This is a genomic window from Pseudomonas sp. RIT-PI-r, from assembly GCF_001297015.1.
Lineage (GTDB): Bacteria > Pseudomonadota > Gammaproteobacteria > Pseudomonadales > Pseudomonadaceae > Aquipseudomonas.
In genome coordinates, this window is record NZ_LIGE01000022.1 from 40,728 (window position 1) to 56,387 (window position 15,660).

Sequence of the window (15,660 nt, forward strand, 5' to 3'; positions counted from 1 at the left end):
AAGACATAACTATTTGGGAGTGACTGCAGAGCATGTTCCGTAATTCGTATATTCAGCAGAACTCAGATATCCAGGCCGCAGGCGGCCTGGTTCCGATGGTTGTCGAGCAGTCCGCTCGTGGCGAACGCGCCTACGACATCTATTCGCGCCTTCTCAAGGAGCGAGTGATCTTTCTGGTTGGTCCGGTAGAGGACTACATGGCCAACCTGATCTGTGCGCAACTGCTGTTCCTTGAAGCGGAAAACCCGGACAAGGACATCCATCTCTATATCAACTCCCCGGGCGGTTCGGTGACGGCTGGCATGTCGATCTACGACACCATGCAGTTCATCAAACCCAACGTGTCGACCACCTGTATCGGTCAGGCGTGCAGCATGGGCGCGTTCCTGCTGACCGCAGGCGCGCCAGGCAAGCGTTTCTGCCTGCCGAACTCGCGAGTGATGATTCACCAGCCACTGGGCGGTTTCCAGGGTCAGGCATCGGATATCGAAATCCATGCCAAGGAAATCCTCTTCATTCGTGAGCGCCTGAACACACTGATGGCCAAGCACAGCGGTCGCACTCTGGAAGAAATCGAGCGCGATACCAACCGCGACAACTTCATGAGTGCAGAAGCTGCGAAGGAATATGGTCTGATCGATGAAGTGATCAACCAGCGTCCAGCTTAAAAATAAGCAGCTCAAAATAGGCTTGGTCGGCTGGTCTGATCAGCGGCGGGCTTGAAAAAGCCCGCAATAGCCTTCATCTTGTGTTGCAAGCCTATTGGATTTGGATCGAACGAATGACTGACACCCGCAACGGCGAGGACAACGGCAAGCTGCTCTATTGCTCCTTCTGTGGCAAAAGCCAGCATGAAGTGCGCAAATTGATTGCCGGCCCCTCGGTCTTTATCTGCGACGAGTGCGTCGACCTGTGCAATGACATCATCCGCGAGGAGGTGCAGGAAGCCCAGGCCGAAAGCAGCGCGCATAAATTGCCTTCGCCTAAAGAAATCAGCGGCATCCTTGATCAATACGTCATTGGTCAGGAGCGTGCAAAAAAGGTTCTGGCCGTAGCGGTGTATAACCACTACAAGCGTCTGAACCAGCGTGACAAAAAGGCTGACGACGTCGAACTCGGCAAGAGCAACATCCTGCTGATCGGCCCGACCGGCTCGGGTAAAACCCTGCTGGCCGAAACGCTGGCCCGCTTGCTGAACGTTCCGTTCACCATTGCCGACGCAACCACCCTCACCGAGGCGGGTTACGTGGGTGAAGATGTCGAGAACATCATTCAGAAGCTGTTGCAGAAATGCGACTACGACGTAGAGAAGGCCCAGATGGGCATTGTCTACATCGATGAAATCGACAAGATTTCCCGCAAGTCCGACAACCCGTCGATCACTCGGGACGTTTCCGGTGAAGGCGTGCAGCAGGCCTTGCTGAAACTGATCGAAGGCACGGTCGCTTCCGTACCGCCGCAAGGTGGTCGCAAGCACCCGCAGCAGGAATTCCTGCAGGTAGACACCCGTAACATCCTGTTCATCTGTGGTGGTGCGTTCTCTGGTCTGGAAAAGGTTATTCAAAACCGTTCCACCAAAGGCGGCATCGGTTTCAACGCAGAAGTGCGCAGCAAGGAAGAAGGCAAGAAAGTCGGTGAATCCCTGCGTGAAGTCGAGCCTGACGATCTGGTCAAGTTCGGTCTGATCCCGGAATTCGTTGGTCGTCTGCCGGTCCTCGCGACGCTGGACGAGCTCGATGAAGCTGCGCTGATGCAGATTCTCACCGAGCCGAAAAATGCTCTGACCAAACAGTATGCCAAGCTGTTCGAGATGGAAGGCGTGGATCTGGAATTCCGTTCCGACGCGCTGAAATCGGTCGCCAAGCGTGCCCTGGAACGTAAAACCGGTGCTCGTGGCCTGCGCTCGATTCTTGAAGGTGTACTGCTCGACACGATGTATGAAATCCCCTCGCAGTCCGAGGTGAGCAAAGTCGTGATCGATGAAAGCGTGATCGAAGGCAAGTCCAAGCCACTGTATATCTACGAGAACAGTGAGCCGGCCGCCAAGGCAGCGCCGGACGCGTAAGCGTCCTCTCTGCCGCAACAAAGAAGGGGCCTTCGGGCCTCTTTTTTTTTATGTCATTTTTTACATCCGCTTTGCGCTTGTTTTTTTTCAAGGCAGCCCCCATCTTGGTTTCAAGCTCAATTCCATCTGATTACGGCCATATGGCCGCCGTAGAGGCGAAATCATGAAGACAACCATCGAATTGCCTCTCCTGCCATTGCGTGATGTCGTGGTTTATCCGCACATGGTTATCCCGCTGTTCGTGGGGCGCGAGAAATCCATCGAAGCCCTCGAGGCAGCGATGACGGGTGACAAGCAGATTCTGCTGCTGGCCCAGAGAAACCCGGCTGACGATGATCCCGGGGAAGACGCTCTCTATCGCGTAGGTACCATCGCCACCGTCCTGCAGCTTCTGAAGCTGCCTGACGGCACTGTCAAGGTTCTGGTCGAGGGTGAGCAGCGTGGCACCGTCGAGCGCTTCAGCGAAGTCGACGGCCATTGCCGTGCGGAAGTTTCGCTGATCGAAGAAGTTGACGCCGCCGAGCGCGAGTCCGAAGTCTTCGTGCGCACTCTGCTGTCGCAGTTCGAACAATATGTGCAGTTGGGCAAGAAAGTTCCGGCTGAAGTCCTGTCGTCGCTCAACAGCATCGATGAGCCGGGTCGTCTGGTCGATACCATGGCTGCGCACATGGCGCTGAAAATCGAGCAGAAGCAGGAAATCCTCGAAATCATCGATTTGTCGGCCCGGGTCGAGCACGTTCTGGCGTTGCTGGATGCCGAGATCGATCTGCTGCAAGTCGAAAAACGCATTCGCGGCCGTGTCAAAAAGCAAATGGAGCGCAGCCAGCGCGAGTACTACCTGAATGAGCAGATGAAGGCCATTCAGAAAGAGCTGGGCGACGGCGATGAAGGTCACAACGAAATCGAAGAGCTGAAAAAGCGCATCGATGCAGCAGGCCTGCCGAAAGACGCGCTGACCAAGGCTACCGCCGAGCTGAACAAGCTCAAGCAAATGTCGCCGATGTCCGCCGAGGCCACCGTGGTGCGCTCCTATATCGACTGGCTGGTGCAAGTGCCGTGGAAGGCGCAAAGCAAGGTGCGCCTTGACCTGGCGCGAGCAGAAGACATTCTCGACGCCGATCACTACGGTCTCGAAGAGGTCAAGGAACGCATCCTTGAATACCTCGCCGTGCAAAAGCGCGTGAAGAAAATTCGTGGCCCGGTGTTGTGCCTGGTGGGTCCTCCTGGCGTGGGTAAAACCTCGCTGGCGGAGTCGATTGCCCACGCCACCAACCGCAAGTTCGTACGTATGGCCCTCGGTGGTGTGCGTGATGAAGCGGAAATTCGCGGTCACCGCCGGACTTACATCGGTTCGATGCCGGGAAGATTGATTCAAAAGATGACAAAGGTGGGGGTTCGCAACCCGCTGTTCCTGCTCGATGAAATCGACAAGATGGGCAGCGACATGCGTGGCGATCCGGCGTCGGCGTTGCTGGAAGTGCTCGATCCCGAGCAGAACCACAACTTCAACGATCATTATCTGGAAGTCGATTACGACCTCTCGGATGTGATGTTCCTGTGCACCTCGAACTCGATGAACATCCCGCCAGCACTGCTGGACCGGATGGAAGTCATTCGTCTGCCGGGCTACACCGAAGACGAAAAGATCAACATTGCCGTCAAATACCTCTCGCCAAAACAGATCACCGCCAACGGTCTGAAGAAGGGCGAGTTGGAATTCGACGCGGAAGCGATTCGCGACATCATCCGTTACTACACCCGTGAAGCCGGTGTGCGTGGCCTCGAGCGTCAGATCGCCAAGGTCTGCCGCAAGGCCGTGAAAGAGCATGCGCTGGAAAAACGCTTCTCGGTGAAAGTGACAGCTGATCTGTTGGAGCATTTCCTCGGTGTGCGCAAGTTCCGCTACGGCCTGGCCGAGCAGCAGGATCAGATCGGTCAGGTCACAGGGCTTGCCTGGACGCAGGTTGGCGGCGAATTGCTGACCATCGAAGCGGCTGTGGTGCCGGGTAAAGGTCAGTTGATCAAGACCGGTTCGCTGGGTGATGTAATGGTCGAATCGATCACTGCTGCCCTGACCGTGGTGCGCAGCCGCGCGAAGAGCCTGGGCATTCCCCTGGACTTCCACGAGAAGCGCGACACGCACATCCACATGCCGGAAGGGGCAACGCCGAAGGATGGTCCTAGCGCTGGTGTCGGCATGTGTACGGCACTGGTGTCGGCCCTGACCGGCATTCCGGTACGCGCCGATGTCGCCATGACCGGTGAAATCACCTTGCGTGGTCAAGTGCTGGCGATTGGTGGCCTGAAGGAAAAACTGCTCGCAGCTCACCGCGGCGGAATCAAGATTGTGATTATTCCTGAAGAGAACGTGCGTGATCTCAAGGAGATTCCGGACAACATCAAGCAGGATCTGCAGATTAAACCGGTTAAATGGATTGACGAGGTCCTGCAAATTGCGCTGCAATACGCGCCGGAGCCCTTGCCGGATGTGGCTCCGGAGATAGTTGCCAAGGATGAAAAACGTGAGTCTGATGCTAAGGAAAGAATTAGCACGCATTAGTATGCTTTTGCCTGGGTGGCTTCCTTGACAGCTTTTTAGAGCCCTTGTTATAAAGCGGCTCTTAAGTGTCTGTAGGCCATTCAGCACTCGTTTTTGCTTTCACCAAAAAACTTAGAATCATCTCAAAATAGATATAAGGGGACTTAGAGTGAACAAGTCGGAACTGATTGATGCTATCGCTGCATCCGCTGATATCCCGAAAGCTGCTGCTGGCCGTGCGCTGGACGCTGTAATCGAATCCGTCACTGGCGCTCTCAAGGCTGGCGACTCCGTTGTTCTGGTTGGTTTCGGTACTTTCTCCGTGACTGATCGTCCAGCTCGCGTTGGTCGTAACCCACAGACCGGCAAGACGCTGCAGATCGCTGCTGCTAAAAAACCAGGCTTCAAAGCCGGTAAAGCACTGAAAGAAGCGGTCAACTAAGTCGTTACAAGTTTTTACCCATCCGGGTCGGGGTCATCCCTGACTTGGCAGCGGAGCGGTAGAACAGGTCGCTGAAAGAGCTGCCTGTAACGCCGGGATCGAGGGTTCGAGCCCTGTCCGCTCCGCCAGTTACGAGAAGGCGCATCCTCGGATGCGCCTTTCTTCTATCCGGATTCTACCCACGCTCCACGGTTGCCTAATTTTGAAGTTCAACCGTTTCTGGGGGACGCATGCTGCAGAATATCAGGGACAATTCACAAGGCTGGATTGCCAAGACCATTATCGGGGTCATCGTTGCACTGATGGCGCTGACCGGTTTCGACGCCATTTTCCAGGCCACGACTCACAAGAATGAGGCGGCCAAGGTCAACGGTGAAGAAATCAGCCAGAACGAACTGAGCCAGGCCGTTGATATGCAACGCCGTCAGTTGATGCAACAACTGGGCAAGGACTTCGATGCTTCCTTGCTCGACGAAAAAATGCTCCGCGAATCGGCCCTCAAGGGTCTGATTGATCGCAAGCTGCTGCTGCAAGGCGCAGAACAGGCGAAATTCGCATTCTCCGAAGGCGCACTGGACCAAGTGATCCTGCAGACACCTGAATTCCAGGTCGACGGCAAGTTCAGTTCCGAGCGTTTCGACCAGGTGATCCGTCAACTGGGTTACAGCCGCATGCAGTTCCGCCAGATGCTGGCTCAGGAAATGCTGATCGGCCAACTGCGTGCCGGTGTAGCGGGCAGCGGTTTTGTGACTGACGCTGAAGTGCTGGCATTCGCCCGTCTGGAAAAACAGACACGCGATTTCGCCACCCTGAACATCAAGGCCGATCCGGCTGCGGTGAAGCTGACGGACGACGAGGTCAAGGCTTACTACGACGAACACGCGAAGGAATTCATGACCCCTGATCAAGTGGTCATCGATTACCTCGAGCTGAAGAAGTCGTCGTTCTTCGACCAGGTTGCCGTCAAGGACGAAGACCTGCAGGCGGCGTATCAGAAAGAAATCGCCAACCTGTCGGAACAGCGTCGTGCTGCGCATATCCTGATCGAAGTGAACGACAAGACCACCGAAGCTCAGGCCAAGGCGAAGATCGAAGAAGTCCAGGCACGTCTGGCCAAGGGCGAGAAATTCGAAGCGCTGGCCAAAGAGTTCTCGCAAGACCCGGGTTCGGCCAACAATGGCGGTGACCTCGGTTATGCAGGTCCTGGCGTTTACGATCCAGCCTTCGAAAAAGCCTTGTACTCGCTGAACAAGGATCAGGTTTCCGCGCCGGTTCGCACCGATTTCGGTTACCACCTGATCAAGCTGCTGGGGATAGAAGCACCTGAAGTGCCGACTCTGGCCAGCCTGAAAGACAAACTGACGCGCGAGCTGAAAGCGGCTCAGGTCGAGCAGCGTTTCGTCGAAGCGACCAAGCAATTGGAAGACTCCGCGTTCGAAGCGTCTGATCTGGCACAACCAGCGGCAGACCTGAAACTGACCGTGCACACCTCCAAGCCATTTGGCCGTGAAGGTGGCGAAGGTGTTGCAGCCAACCGCGCCGTGATCACTGCAGCATTCAGCCCCGAAGTGATTGATGAGGGTGCCAACAGCACCGCCATCGAACTGGATCCGGAAACCGTGATCGTGTTGCGCTCCAAGGAGCACCTGAAGCCTGCGCAACTGCCTCTGGAAAGCGTGAGCGCGGCCATCCGCACCCAGTTGACCAAAGAGCACGCCAGCGCTGCTGCCAAGACCAAGGCCGAGAAGCTGATCGCTGATCTGCGCGATGGCAAGGCGCCGCTGGACAAGGCCGTCGACGGTCAGAGCTGGAAAGCCACCGAAGCGGCCACCCGTGCGCAGGAAGGTGTTGATCCGGCCGTGTTGCAGGCGCTGTTCCGCATGCCGAAACCAGCGGCCAAGGACAAGCCGACGTTCAGCAGCGTGACGCTGCCGGATGGCAGTCTGATGATCGTACGCCTGAACGGCGTCAACGAAGCAGCGGCACCGAGCGATGAAGAGAAGGCTCAATACCGTCGCTTCCTCGCGTCCCGTGAAGGTCAGCAGGACTTCGCAGCGTACCGCAAGCAGTTGGAAGCTCAGGCTGAAATCAAGCGTTTCTGATGCCTGACTGAGCAGCAAGACAAAAAGCCCCGGCCGCAATGCCGGGGCTTTTTTGTGGTCGACTGGCAGCTAATGACGAGATCTTCATCGATCGACGATGCTGGCGACTTTTACCTGCCATTCATTGTCGATAGAGTTGTAACTGTTTTAAGACACTAATCCATACGCCGCAGGGCCGCGATCTGTTGCACAATACGCCCCGGACTGTTTTCCCTCAGGATGTTCAATGTTGATTTCCACTCCCATGCGTGTTTTCGGGCTGGCGCTGTTGTTGACCGCTGTTGCCGGCTGTTCGAAGGACAAGCCGATGTACGAGCATGAGAACTTCGATGACTCCGGTACATTTTCGCGCAATTATCCGGTGACTGATGCGGTCAGCTGCGAAGCAGCCCGTCGCGCGTTGCTCAGCCAGGGTTACATCATCACCAGCAGCGATCCGAAAATCGTCAGCGGCCACAAGAGTTTCCAGCAAACCGGCGATACCCATATGGAGATCAGCTTCAATGTGGTCTGCGCCGATGACGGCACCGCCGGGCACCATGCCACGATGTTCGCCAACGCCTTGCAGGATCGTTATGCGCTGAAGAAAACCAACAACTCCGCCAGCCTTGGTGTCGGCGTGTTGGGCTCGGTGTCGATGCCGATCGGTTCTTCGGACGATTCGATGGTCAAGGTCGCCAGCGAAACAGTGACGGCACAAAAGTTCTACGAGCGTTTCTTTACGCTGGTCGAACAGTTCATGCCGGCTGAAGCGAAGAAGGCGGCGCATATCGAAGAGAAGCCGAAGGCCGATCTGGGGATGCCAGAGCCTAAGCCTGCGCCGGCCGCGTTGACGCCGACGCCTGCCGCAACCCCTGCGCCTGCTGCCGAACCGGCGCCAGCACCCGCAGAAGCGGCGCCAGTGAGCTCGGAGCCTGTTGTGCCGCCAACGGAGTCTGCGCCGATCACCCCGGCGCCAACGGCCGAGCCTGCCCCGGCGACCGAAACCATTACGCCGCCGGCCAATCCGGATATTCCACCGCCAACCGAGCCGATTCCGGCGATGCCAGCGTCCGGCCAATAATCCAGTAATACCCTGTAGGAGTGAGCCTGCTCGCGATCGCGGTAGACCAGTCATTAACGATGTGACTGATCTTGCGCTATCGCGAGCAGGCTCACTCCTGCTTCGTTTGGAGCTGACTTAAAATTTAGTTACATTCCCCGGACAAAAGTCCCGCGATAAATTCCTGACCACCTGCTACGTTTTATTGATGAAGGCCGGGTTTCACTTTTCCTTCATACGGGCAGTTTATGCTCGAGGCACTGGGCATTTGCCCAGGCCCATTCAACAGAGCAGCAGGGGGATAACGCAATGGATGACTATCAAGAAGAGCTGCTCGAGTATCAGGCCTTTGAACTGGATCAACCCGAGCCGGCCGAAGACGCTACCGAGCTGTAAGCTACTGCTCGTAGTAGCTGTTTTACGCTGTTTGGCGATGACTGCGACGAAATTCGCCGGGCGTCTGCCCCGTCCAGCGCTTGAATGCCCGCTGGAAGGCTTCGGCTGAAGCAAAGCCAAGCAAGTAAGCGATTTCACCGAATGCCAGTTCGGTATCGCGGATGTACGTCATCGCCAGATCACGGCGAGTGTCGTTGAGGATCGCGCGAAACTGCGTGCCTTCTTCGGTCAGCTTGCGCCGTAATGTCCAGGTCGGCAGCTTCAGGCGTGCCGCCACTTCTTCCAGATCCGGTTCGCGACCGCCGTTGAGCAACGGCCCGAGCAATTGCGTGATGCGTTCGCGCAGGCTGCGGGTGCGCGTCAGTTGCTCCAGTTCCCGTTCACACAATTGCAGCAGATGCCGCCAGGTGCTTGGACAGTGTTCGGGGTTGCGTTGCGCAAGGCTGTGAAGGCTAAGACGCAGTTGATTGCGTTCGGCGCCGAACAGGATCGGACAATCACCCAGCGCAGCGTAGGCCTCGCGGTAAGCCGGCTCGGCGAATTCGATTTCGATGCGTTCGGCGCGCAGTACTTGGCGACTGACGCTGGACAACTGCTGCAGCCAACCGGCAATGATCGAGTCCACCACGAAGCGGTTGTAGGCGTTGTACGGGCTGATCGAATAGAAGCGCAGCCATGCGCCATTGGCATCTTCGTGAAAGCTCGATTGCCCGCGATAGTTGGAGCCGTAAAGTGGTTCGAAACGGATCAGGCAACGGGCGGCTTCGCGCACGGTCGGCGCTTGCGCGGCGGTGACACCGGCCAGTCCGGCCTGGCTCAAACGGCTCATTTGCCCCATCCGCAGCCCCAAAGCAGGGTCGTCGGTCAGCTGGATCGCCGCGTGGCCCAGGCGCATGTAACGCGGAATCGACAGGCGTGCTCCTGCTTCGGCCAGACGTGCGGCATCGAGGCCGTATTGCTCAAGCAGTGGCAGCGGATCGGCAGCATGACTGCGCACCGCGTCGGCGAGGCTGTGAACGAAACCCACCGATAAATCGCCAAGACGCATCGGCAGGGGTTTCATGAATTACAACCAGACATTCAACAAACGGGCACCACGGGCTTCGCTGTCGGCGAACTGCTGACCGTTGCTGCTGAGGAAGCTTTGTCCGGAACTCGACTTGTCCCAGAACTGCCCGCGCAGGAACACACTCACCCCAGCAATCGCGCGACTGCTCGGCGGTTGCGCGGTGAGTGTGAGGCGATGCCAGGCCTGACCTTCGCTGACTTCGCCGGGTTTGAGGCTGACCGAGCCCGGTCTGCTCGAACCTTTGTAGCCGCCCCACGGTTGGTTCCACACACCATGGCCCACCACGAACGCTGGCACCGCCACCAGTTGCGCAGCTTGCTCGTCGAGTTTGCGGTAATTGTCCGGATACCAACTGTCACTGCCGATGAGGATGCCCAAACGCCCGGCAGGGGTGTCGACGACGTTGATCGCGTGTTGATCTTCGCCCTCGATCACCTCGCGTTGATCGAAGATCGGGTGCATCTGCCGCTGCGGTTGCCCCAGTGGCACGCCATCGCGGCCAAACACCACGCTGCTGTTGAACAGTGCGCCGCTGCCGGGTTTGAGCTGACCATCGCGGATGATCGGCTCCGGCAAGACGATCGAACCGGCCACCAGCGTCACATGGAACTCCCTGGCCAGGCCACCGAACAGCGCCTGATAGTCCTTGGCCATGGCTTTTGATTTCATACGCAGGTGAGCGTCATCGAGACGGCTTTTGCCCTTGGCGCTGAGCCAGGCACGCGCGAATAACAGCGGGTTGCTCGCGGCCAGCCAGTTCATGGCTTCGGCGAGGGTCGGCGCCTGATACAGCTCGTCTTTCTCGCCGCTGATCATCAGCCAGGTTCCGATGTGTTCCGGCAACACCACCACGGTTTTCTCGTTCAACAAGCCTTGATCCTGAGCTTGCTGCAGATACGCCGCGAGTTTGCGGTGCAGGCGTTCGGGGCTTTGATAGTCGGTGGGGAACAGTTCGGGCTGGATGCCCAGCAGGTTGCCGCGGCCGGCGGGCGTGCCCTCATCGACCGCCAGTTTGATGCGCAGGTCCGACAGATAATGGCCCGCCGGCCGGTCTGCCGCCCACATGGCGTAGGAAGCAAGGACAGCCACAAGGGCCATGGAAAACGTCAGGTACAAAAGTTTGCGCATGAAATCCAACAACAACCGGGTACAGGGTGTGGCGACTAGGTTAGGGCCCATGGCGCCGGTTGCCAAGGGGCGCTGCGCATTTGGATCAATAAGTTGTCAGTTACGGTCATTGAGTGGCAGCAGTATGACTCTTAGTCTGTGCCACATGACTGACGGGGGACGCAGAGCTCCCGCACTTTTTCCGTGATCGCTCGTTGTGGAGTTACCGATGACCGCCGCTCATTACCCGCACCTGTTGGCCCCGCTGGACCTGGGATTCACCACACTGCGCAACCGTACGCTGATGGGCTCGATGCACACCGGCCTGGAAGAGAAGCCGGGCGGCTTCGAGCGCATGGCGGCGTACTTCGCCGAGCGTGCCCGTGGTGGTGTCGGCCTGATGGTCACCGGCGGGATCGGCCCGAACGACGAGGGCGGGGTGTATTCCGGCGCGGCCAAACTGACCACTGAAGAAGAGGCGCTCAAGCACCGTATCGTCACCCGCGCGGTGCACGACGCGGGCGGCAAGATCTGCATGCAGATTCTTCACGCCGGCCGTTATGCCTACAGCCCGAAACAGGTCGCACCGAGCGCAATTCAGGCACCGATCAACCCGTTCAAGCCCAAAGAGCTGGACGAGGAAGGCATCGAGAAGCAGATCAGCGATTTCGTTACGTGCTCGGTCTTGGCGCAAACCGCTGAGTACGACGGCGTCGAGATCATGGGGTCGGAAGGTTATTTCATTAACCAGTTCCTCGCCGCGCACACCAACCATCGCACCGACCGTTGGGGTGGCAGCTACGAAAACCGCATGCGCCTGCCGGTGGAAATCGTCCGCCGCGTACGCGAAGCGGTGGGGCCGAACTTCATCATCATTTTCCGTCTGTCGATGCTCGATCTGGTCGAGGGCGGCAGCACCTGGGATGAAATCGTCATCCTCGCCAAAGCCATCGAACAGGCCGGTGCGACCATCATCAATACCGGTATCGGCTGGCACGAGGCGCGCATTCCGACCATCGCCACCAAAGTGCCGCGTGCGGCGTTCAGCAAGGTCACGGCCAAGCTGCGCGGTTCGGTGAACATTCCGCTGATCACCACCAACCGCATCAATACCCCGGAAATCGCCGAGCAGATTCTTGCCGAAGGCGATGCCGACATGGTTTCGATGGCGCGGCCGTTTCTGGCCGACCCGGACTTCGTCAACAAAGCCGCTGAAGGTCGCGCGGACGAAATCAACACCTGCATCGGCTGCAACCAGGCGTGGCTCGACCACACCTTCGGCGGCAAGCTCACCAGTTGCCTGGTCAATCCGCGTGCCTGCCACGAGACCGAACTCAACTATCTGCCGGTGCAGCAGATCAAGAAGATCGCCGTGGTCGGTGCCGGCCCTGCGGGTTTGTCTGCTGCGACCGTGGCGGCCGAGCGTGGCCATCAGGTGACTCTGTTCGACTCGGCCAGCGAGATCGGCGGTCAGTTCAACATCGCCAAACGTGTGCCGGGCAAGGAAGAGTTTTTCGAAACCTTGCGTTACTTCAAGCGCGAGTTGCAGACGACGAATGTCGAGGTGTGTCTGAACACCCGCGTCGACGTGACGAAACTGGTTGAAGGCGGCTACGACGAAATCATCCTCGCCACCGGTATTGCGCCGCGTCTGCCGGCGATTCCCGGCGTCGAGCATGCCAAGGTGTTGAGCTACATCGATGTGATCCTTGAGCGTAAGCCGGTTGGCAAGCGCGTGGCGGTGATCGGCGCTGGCGGTATCGGTTTCGACGTGTCGGAATTCCTCGTCCATGAAGGCGTGGCCACCAGTCAGGACCGTGCCGCGTTCTGGAAAGAATGGGGCATCGATACGCAACTGGAAGCCCGTGGTGGTGTGGCCGGAATCAAAGCCGCTCCGCATGCGCCGGCGCGCGAAGTGTTCCTGTTGCAGCGCAAGAAAACCAAGGTCGGCGATGGCCTGGGCAAAACCACTGGCTGGATTCACCGCACCGGTTTGAAGAACAAGCAGGTGCAAATGCTCAATAGCGTTGAATACCTGAGCATTGACGACGAAGGTCTGCACATCCGCATCGGCGAAACCGGCGAGCCGCAAGTGCTGGCGGTGGACAACATCGTGATTTGTGCGGGGCAGGATCCGCTGCGTGAACTGCATGATGGTCTGGTCGAAGCCGGACAGAACGTGCACCTCATCGGCGGCGCCGATGTCGCCGCAGAGCTGGATGCCAAACGCGCGATCAATCAAGGCTCGCGCCTGGCCGCTGAACTGTAAATACCCTCTGTAGGAGCTGCTGCAGGCTGCGATCTTTTGATTCTGTTTTTTCAAGACAAGATCAAAAGATCGCAGCCTGCGGCAGCTCCTACTAGTATGTGTTTTTTTCAGATCGTGCTCTGCTCATGTTTCCCCATGCCCCCCTCGAACACCTTCATCTGGACTGGTTGAGCTCCGCCGGTATTGACGTGGCCATCCTGCGCCTCGACCAGATAGACCCGCTGATCAGTGGCAATAAATGGTTCAAGCTCGCTGAACACCTCAACGCTGCCGAGCGTGCGGGTGCTGAAGGCATCATCAGTCCAGGTGGCGCTCATTCCAATCACTTGCATGCCTTGGCGGCGGCGGGTAAGCGTCTGGGCTTTAAAACGGTCGGGCTGTTGCGCGGGCATGCGCAGGACACTCCGACGGTGCAGGACCTGCAAGCGTTCGGCATGCAATTGCATTGGTTGGGTTACGGCGGCTATCGGGCGCGACACGAGCCGGGGTTCTGGGAGCCTTGGCACGCACAGTATCCGCAGTTGTATGCGGTGCCCGAGGGCGGTGGGGGATTGGCCGGCGCGCTGGGTTGCGCTGCGATCAAACAGCAACTCGACGCGCAGTTGCACGCGCTCGGCTGGAGCGATTATCACGGCTGGTGGCTGGCCTGCGGCACCGGCACGACGCTGGCGGGGTTAGTGCTGGCCGAGGCGGGGGCGCATCCGGTGTTTGGCGCACTGGCGGTGCCGCAGGATCATGGCGTGGCGACGAATATCGAGTCGATCCTGCAAGCAGCAGGGAGGGCGAATGCGGGCTACGAGTTGATCGAAGCCAGCCGTGGCGGTTTTGCCAAGGTAGATCCGTCGTTGCTGAAGTTTATCGAGCAGAACGAGCAGGCCAGCGGCGTACCACTGGAACCGCTGTACACCGGCAAAGCATTGTTGGCGCTTAAGGAACAGGTCGAAGCGGGCAGGGTTGCCATGGGGACGCGGCTGATCTTCGTCCATACCGGCGGCCTGCAGGGCCGACGCGGGTTCTCTCTTTCTTCCTGACTGCACCTGACCTGGGGTGGGGGTGCACACCCACTCGGCACAATGGCAACTTCCAACAGTCAACCGCGCTTGGGCATCATCCGCAACAGCGTGTTATCGCCCACCACATAATGGTGATAGATCCCCGCCAGCGCATGCAGCCCGATCAGCCAGTAACCGATCGTGGCGATCAGCACGTGCCAATGCTCTATCTGCTTGGCGAAGTCTTTGTTTTCTGCGACCAGCAGCGGCAGATCAAAGCCATAAAACATCACCTGGTGCCCTTCAGCGCTGGTGATCAGCCAGCCGAGAATCGGCATGCTGATCATGAACAGGTACAGCGCCCAGTGCATCAGTCGCGCCAGTACGGTTTGCCATTGCGGTGAAGCCGGGAAGATCTTCGGCGCCGGACCGAGGCTACGTGCGAGCAGGCGAAACCACACCAGTACGAACACGGTCAGGCCAAGCATGTAATGCACTTCGCGGATCAGCGTGCGGCCGCCACTGCCCTTGGGAAAGAGGCCGCGCAATTCCATGCTGGCATAGACCAGCACCAACAACACCAGCATCAGCCAGTGCAGCAGCACCGACACAGTGCTGTAGCGCGATTCTGAACTTGTCCACGGCATACGGTGTTCCTCTCGGTTCAGGCTCCAGTGCGCCGTTTCTCCGACGGCATGCATTAACTGTAAACGTCCTTGAGCATTTTTGCCTGAATGCATCAGAAGTTTTTTTAGCTGCTCTTTTATGACGTGTTTAGTGTCTGTGGCAAGTTTGATCTGTTTCGATGTAACCGGTTGTTGTTTATGTTTTGAATCTGTAGAGCATTTGATTGAAATGGTCGGGGTGGTTAGTGTTGCGGGCAGTTGTTACTTTTGAGCCGGTTGGTTTAGAAGTGATTTCATTAATGACAGGATTTTGTATAAAAGGATTTATAGATGACTTTCAGTATTCTTCTGGATCGTAAACAGAGTAAGAACATTGTAAAAAAAGCGATGGCAAAACCACCGATATCGCGACCCAAACCTGTGCCCGGCAAACCGCCAGTGACGTCGCCCTCCAAACCCGTGGTCAAGCCGCCGGTAGTTCCGGTCAAGCCGCCAGTCAAGCCTGCCCCGGTCAAACCACCGGTCAAGCCTCCCGTGAAACCGCCGGTCAAACCTCCAGTCAAGCCAGTAGCGCCGGGCACCAAACCACCGGTCAAGCCAGTGACGCCAGGCACCAACCCACCGGTAAGCGTCCGTCCGCCAATGCCGTGGCCTACCTTCAACATCAACATTGATCCAGTGGCCCTGATCAATCTGGTGAACGCCCTCGGCAGTATTGGCAAGCCCGACGGGTCGACCACACTGATCGATGGTAGCGTCGTCAATGCTGAGCGCAACCAGATCACCCGACCGGACGGTATCATTCAGCATGCTGACGGCAGGGTAGAGCATCCGGACGGTCGTATTGTCTGGCCGGATGAGACAGTTGAATTTCCAGATGGTCGTATCGTCTGGGCTGACGGCAGCGAGCAATTGGCGGACGGTTCGATTCGTTATGCGGACGGATTGAAATATGACGCAGAAGGCAATCTTGTTGTTGAGTGAATGTTGTTGTTTGATTTTTAGGATGAC

At 57.8% G+C, this 15,660-nt stretch carries 12 protein-coding genes; 9 read left to right on the forward strand and 3 right to left on the reverse strand.

What is annotated here, in order from left to right:
- Window positions 1-32 precede the first annotated feature (32 nt).
- The 6 genes from clpP to AK821_RS08360 all read left to right on the forward strand — a co-directional run bounded on the left by clpP (window position 33) and on the right by AK821_RS08360 (window position 8,211).
- Window positions 33-668, forward strand: coding sequence for an ATP-dependent Clp endopeptidase proteolytic subunit ClpP (gene clpP / locus AK821_RS08335; RefSeq protein ID WP_007951559.1), 636 nt, complete (start codon window positions 33-35; stop codon window positions 666-668).
- 113 nt (window positions 669-781) lie between these two features.
- Window positions 782-2,065, forward strand: coding sequence for an ATP-dependent Clp protease ATP-binding subunit ClpX (gene clpX / locus AK821_RS08340; protein ID WP_007951558.1), 1,284 nt, complete (start codon window positions 782-784; stop codon window positions 2,063-2,065).
- 163 nt (window positions 2,066-2,228) lie between these two features.
- Window positions 2,229-4,625 (forward strand): endopeptidase La, encoded by a 2,397-nt coding sequence (lon, locus tag AK821_RS08345; RefSeq protein WP_064389228.1) that lies wholly within the window; start codon window positions 2,229-2,231, stop codon window positions 4,623-4,625.
- Window positions 4,626-4,773: 148 nt separating this feature from the next.
- Window positions 4,774-5,046, forward strand: coding sequence for an HU family DNA-binding protein (locus AK821_RS08350; protein WP_008077714.1), 273 nt, complete (start codon window positions 4,774-4,776; stop codon window positions 5,044-5,046).
- Window positions 5,047-5,276: 230 nt separating this feature from the next.
- Entirely contained in the window at window positions 5,277-7,148 is a 1,872-nt protein-coding gene (locus AK821_RS08355) for a SurA N-terminal domain-containing protein (protein ID WP_064389229.1), read from the forward strand.
- 226 nt (window positions 7,149-7,374) lie between these two features.
- Entirely contained in the window at window positions 7,375-8,211 is an 837-nt protein-coding gene (locus AK821_RS08360; protein WP_064389230.1) for a DUF2242 domain-containing protein, read from the forward strand.
- Between the two features lie 397 nt (window positions 8,212-8,608).
- Here AK821_RS08360 and AK821_RS08365 read toward each other — a convergent pair whose 3' ends face one another.
- Both AK821_RS08365 and AK821_RS08370 read right to left on the reverse strand, forming a co-directional pair.
- Entirely contained in the window at window positions 8,609-9,649 is a 1,041-nt protein-coding gene (locus tag AK821_RS08365) for an AraC family transcriptional regulator (protein ID WP_064389231.1), read from the reverse strand.
- 3 nt (window positions 9,650-9,652) lie between these two features.
- Window positions 9,653-10,783, reverse strand: a complete 1,131-nt coding sequence (locus AK821_RS08370; RefSeq protein WP_064389232.1) for a nitrilase-related carbon-nitrogen hydrolase — start codon at window positions 10,781-10,783, stop codon at window positions 9,653-9,655.
- 208 nt (window positions 10,784-10,991) lie between these two features.
- Between AK821_RS08370 and AK821_RS08375 the strand changes: the two genes are divergently transcribed.
- Both AK821_RS08375 and AK821_RS08380 read left to right on the forward strand, forming a co-directional pair.
- On the forward strand, window positions 10,992-13,031 hold the full coding sequence (locus AK821_RS08375) for an NADPH-dependent 2,4-dienoyl-CoA reductase (protein WP_064389233.1): 2,040 nt from the start codon (window positions 10,992-10,994) through the stop codon (window positions 13,029-13,031).
- A gap of 125 nt (window positions 13,032-13,156) precedes the next feature.
- Window positions 13,157-14,062 (forward strand): 1-aminocyclopropane-1-carboxylate deaminase/D-cysteine desulfhydrase, encoded by a 906-nt coding sequence (locus tag AK821_RS08380; RefSeq protein WP_064389234.1) that lies wholly within the window; start codon window positions 13,157-13,159, stop codon window positions 14,060-14,062.
- A gap of 59 nt (window positions 14,063-14,121) precedes the next feature.
- On the opposite strand, the gene AK821_RS08385 is transcribed toward AK821_RS08380, so the two are convergent.
- Entirely contained in the window at window positions 14,122-14,670 is a 549-nt protein-coding gene (locus tag AK821_RS08385; RefSeq protein WP_064389235.1) for a cytochrome b, read from the reverse strand.
- A 309-nt stretch (window positions 14,671-14,979) separates the two neighbouring features.
- Between AK821_RS08385 and AK821_RS08390 the strand changes: the two genes are divergently transcribed.
- Window positions 14,980-15,633: a hypothetical protein gene (locus AK821_RS08390; RefSeq protein ID WP_064389236.1), complete on the forward strand. Its 654-nt coding sequence runs from the start codon at window positions 14,980-14,982 to the stop codon at window positions 15,631-15,633.
- Window positions 15,634-15,660 lie beyond the last annotated feature (27 nt).

Excerpts from the sequence above, each read along its gene's own strand:
- AK821_RS08360 (WP_064389230.1), top strand. The coding sequence starts at position 7,375 with ATGTTGATTTCCACTCCCATGCGTGTTTTCGGGCTGGCGCTGTTGTTG.
- AK821_RS08375 (WP_064389233.1), top strand. The coding sequence starts at position 10,992 with ATGACCGCCGCTCATTACCCGCACCTGTTGGCCCCGCTGGACCTGGGA.
- clpX (WP_007951558.1), top strand. The coding sequence starts at position 782 with ATGACTGACACCCGCAACGGCGAGGACAACGGCAAGCTGCTCTATTGC.
- clpP (WP_007951559.1), top strand. The coding sequence starts at position 33 with ATGTTCCGTAATTCGTATATTCAGCAGAACTCAGATATCCAGGCCGCA.
- lon (WP_064389228.1), top strand. The coding sequence starts at position 2,229 with ATGAAGACAACCATCGAATTGCCTCTCCTGCCATTGCGTGATGTCGTG.
- AK821_RS08355 (WP_064389229.1), top strand. The coding sequence starts at position 5,277 with ATGCTGCAGAATATCAGGGACAATTCACAAGGCTGGATTGCCAAGACC.
- AK821_RS08390 (WP_064389236.1), top strand. The coding sequence starts at position 14,980 with ATGACTTTCAGTATTCTTCTGGATCGTAAACAGAGTAAGAACATTGTA.
- AK821_RS08370 (WP_064389232.1), bottom strand. The coding sequence starts at position 10,783 with ATGCGCAAACTTTTGTACCTGACGTTTTCCATGGCCCTTGTGGCTGTC.
- AK821_RS08385 (WP_064389235.1), bottom strand. The coding sequence starts at position 14,670 with ATGCCGTGGACAAGTTCAGAATCGCGCTACAGCACTGTGTCGGTGCTG.
- AK821_RS08380 (WP_064389234.1), top strand. The coding sequence starts at position 13,157 with ATGTTTCCCCATGCCCCCCTCGAACACCTTCATCTGGACTGGTTGAGC.
- AK821_RS08365 (WP_064389231.1), bottom strand. The coding sequence starts at position 9,649 with ATGAAACCCCTGCCGATGCGTCTTGGCGATTTATCGGTGGGTTTCGTT.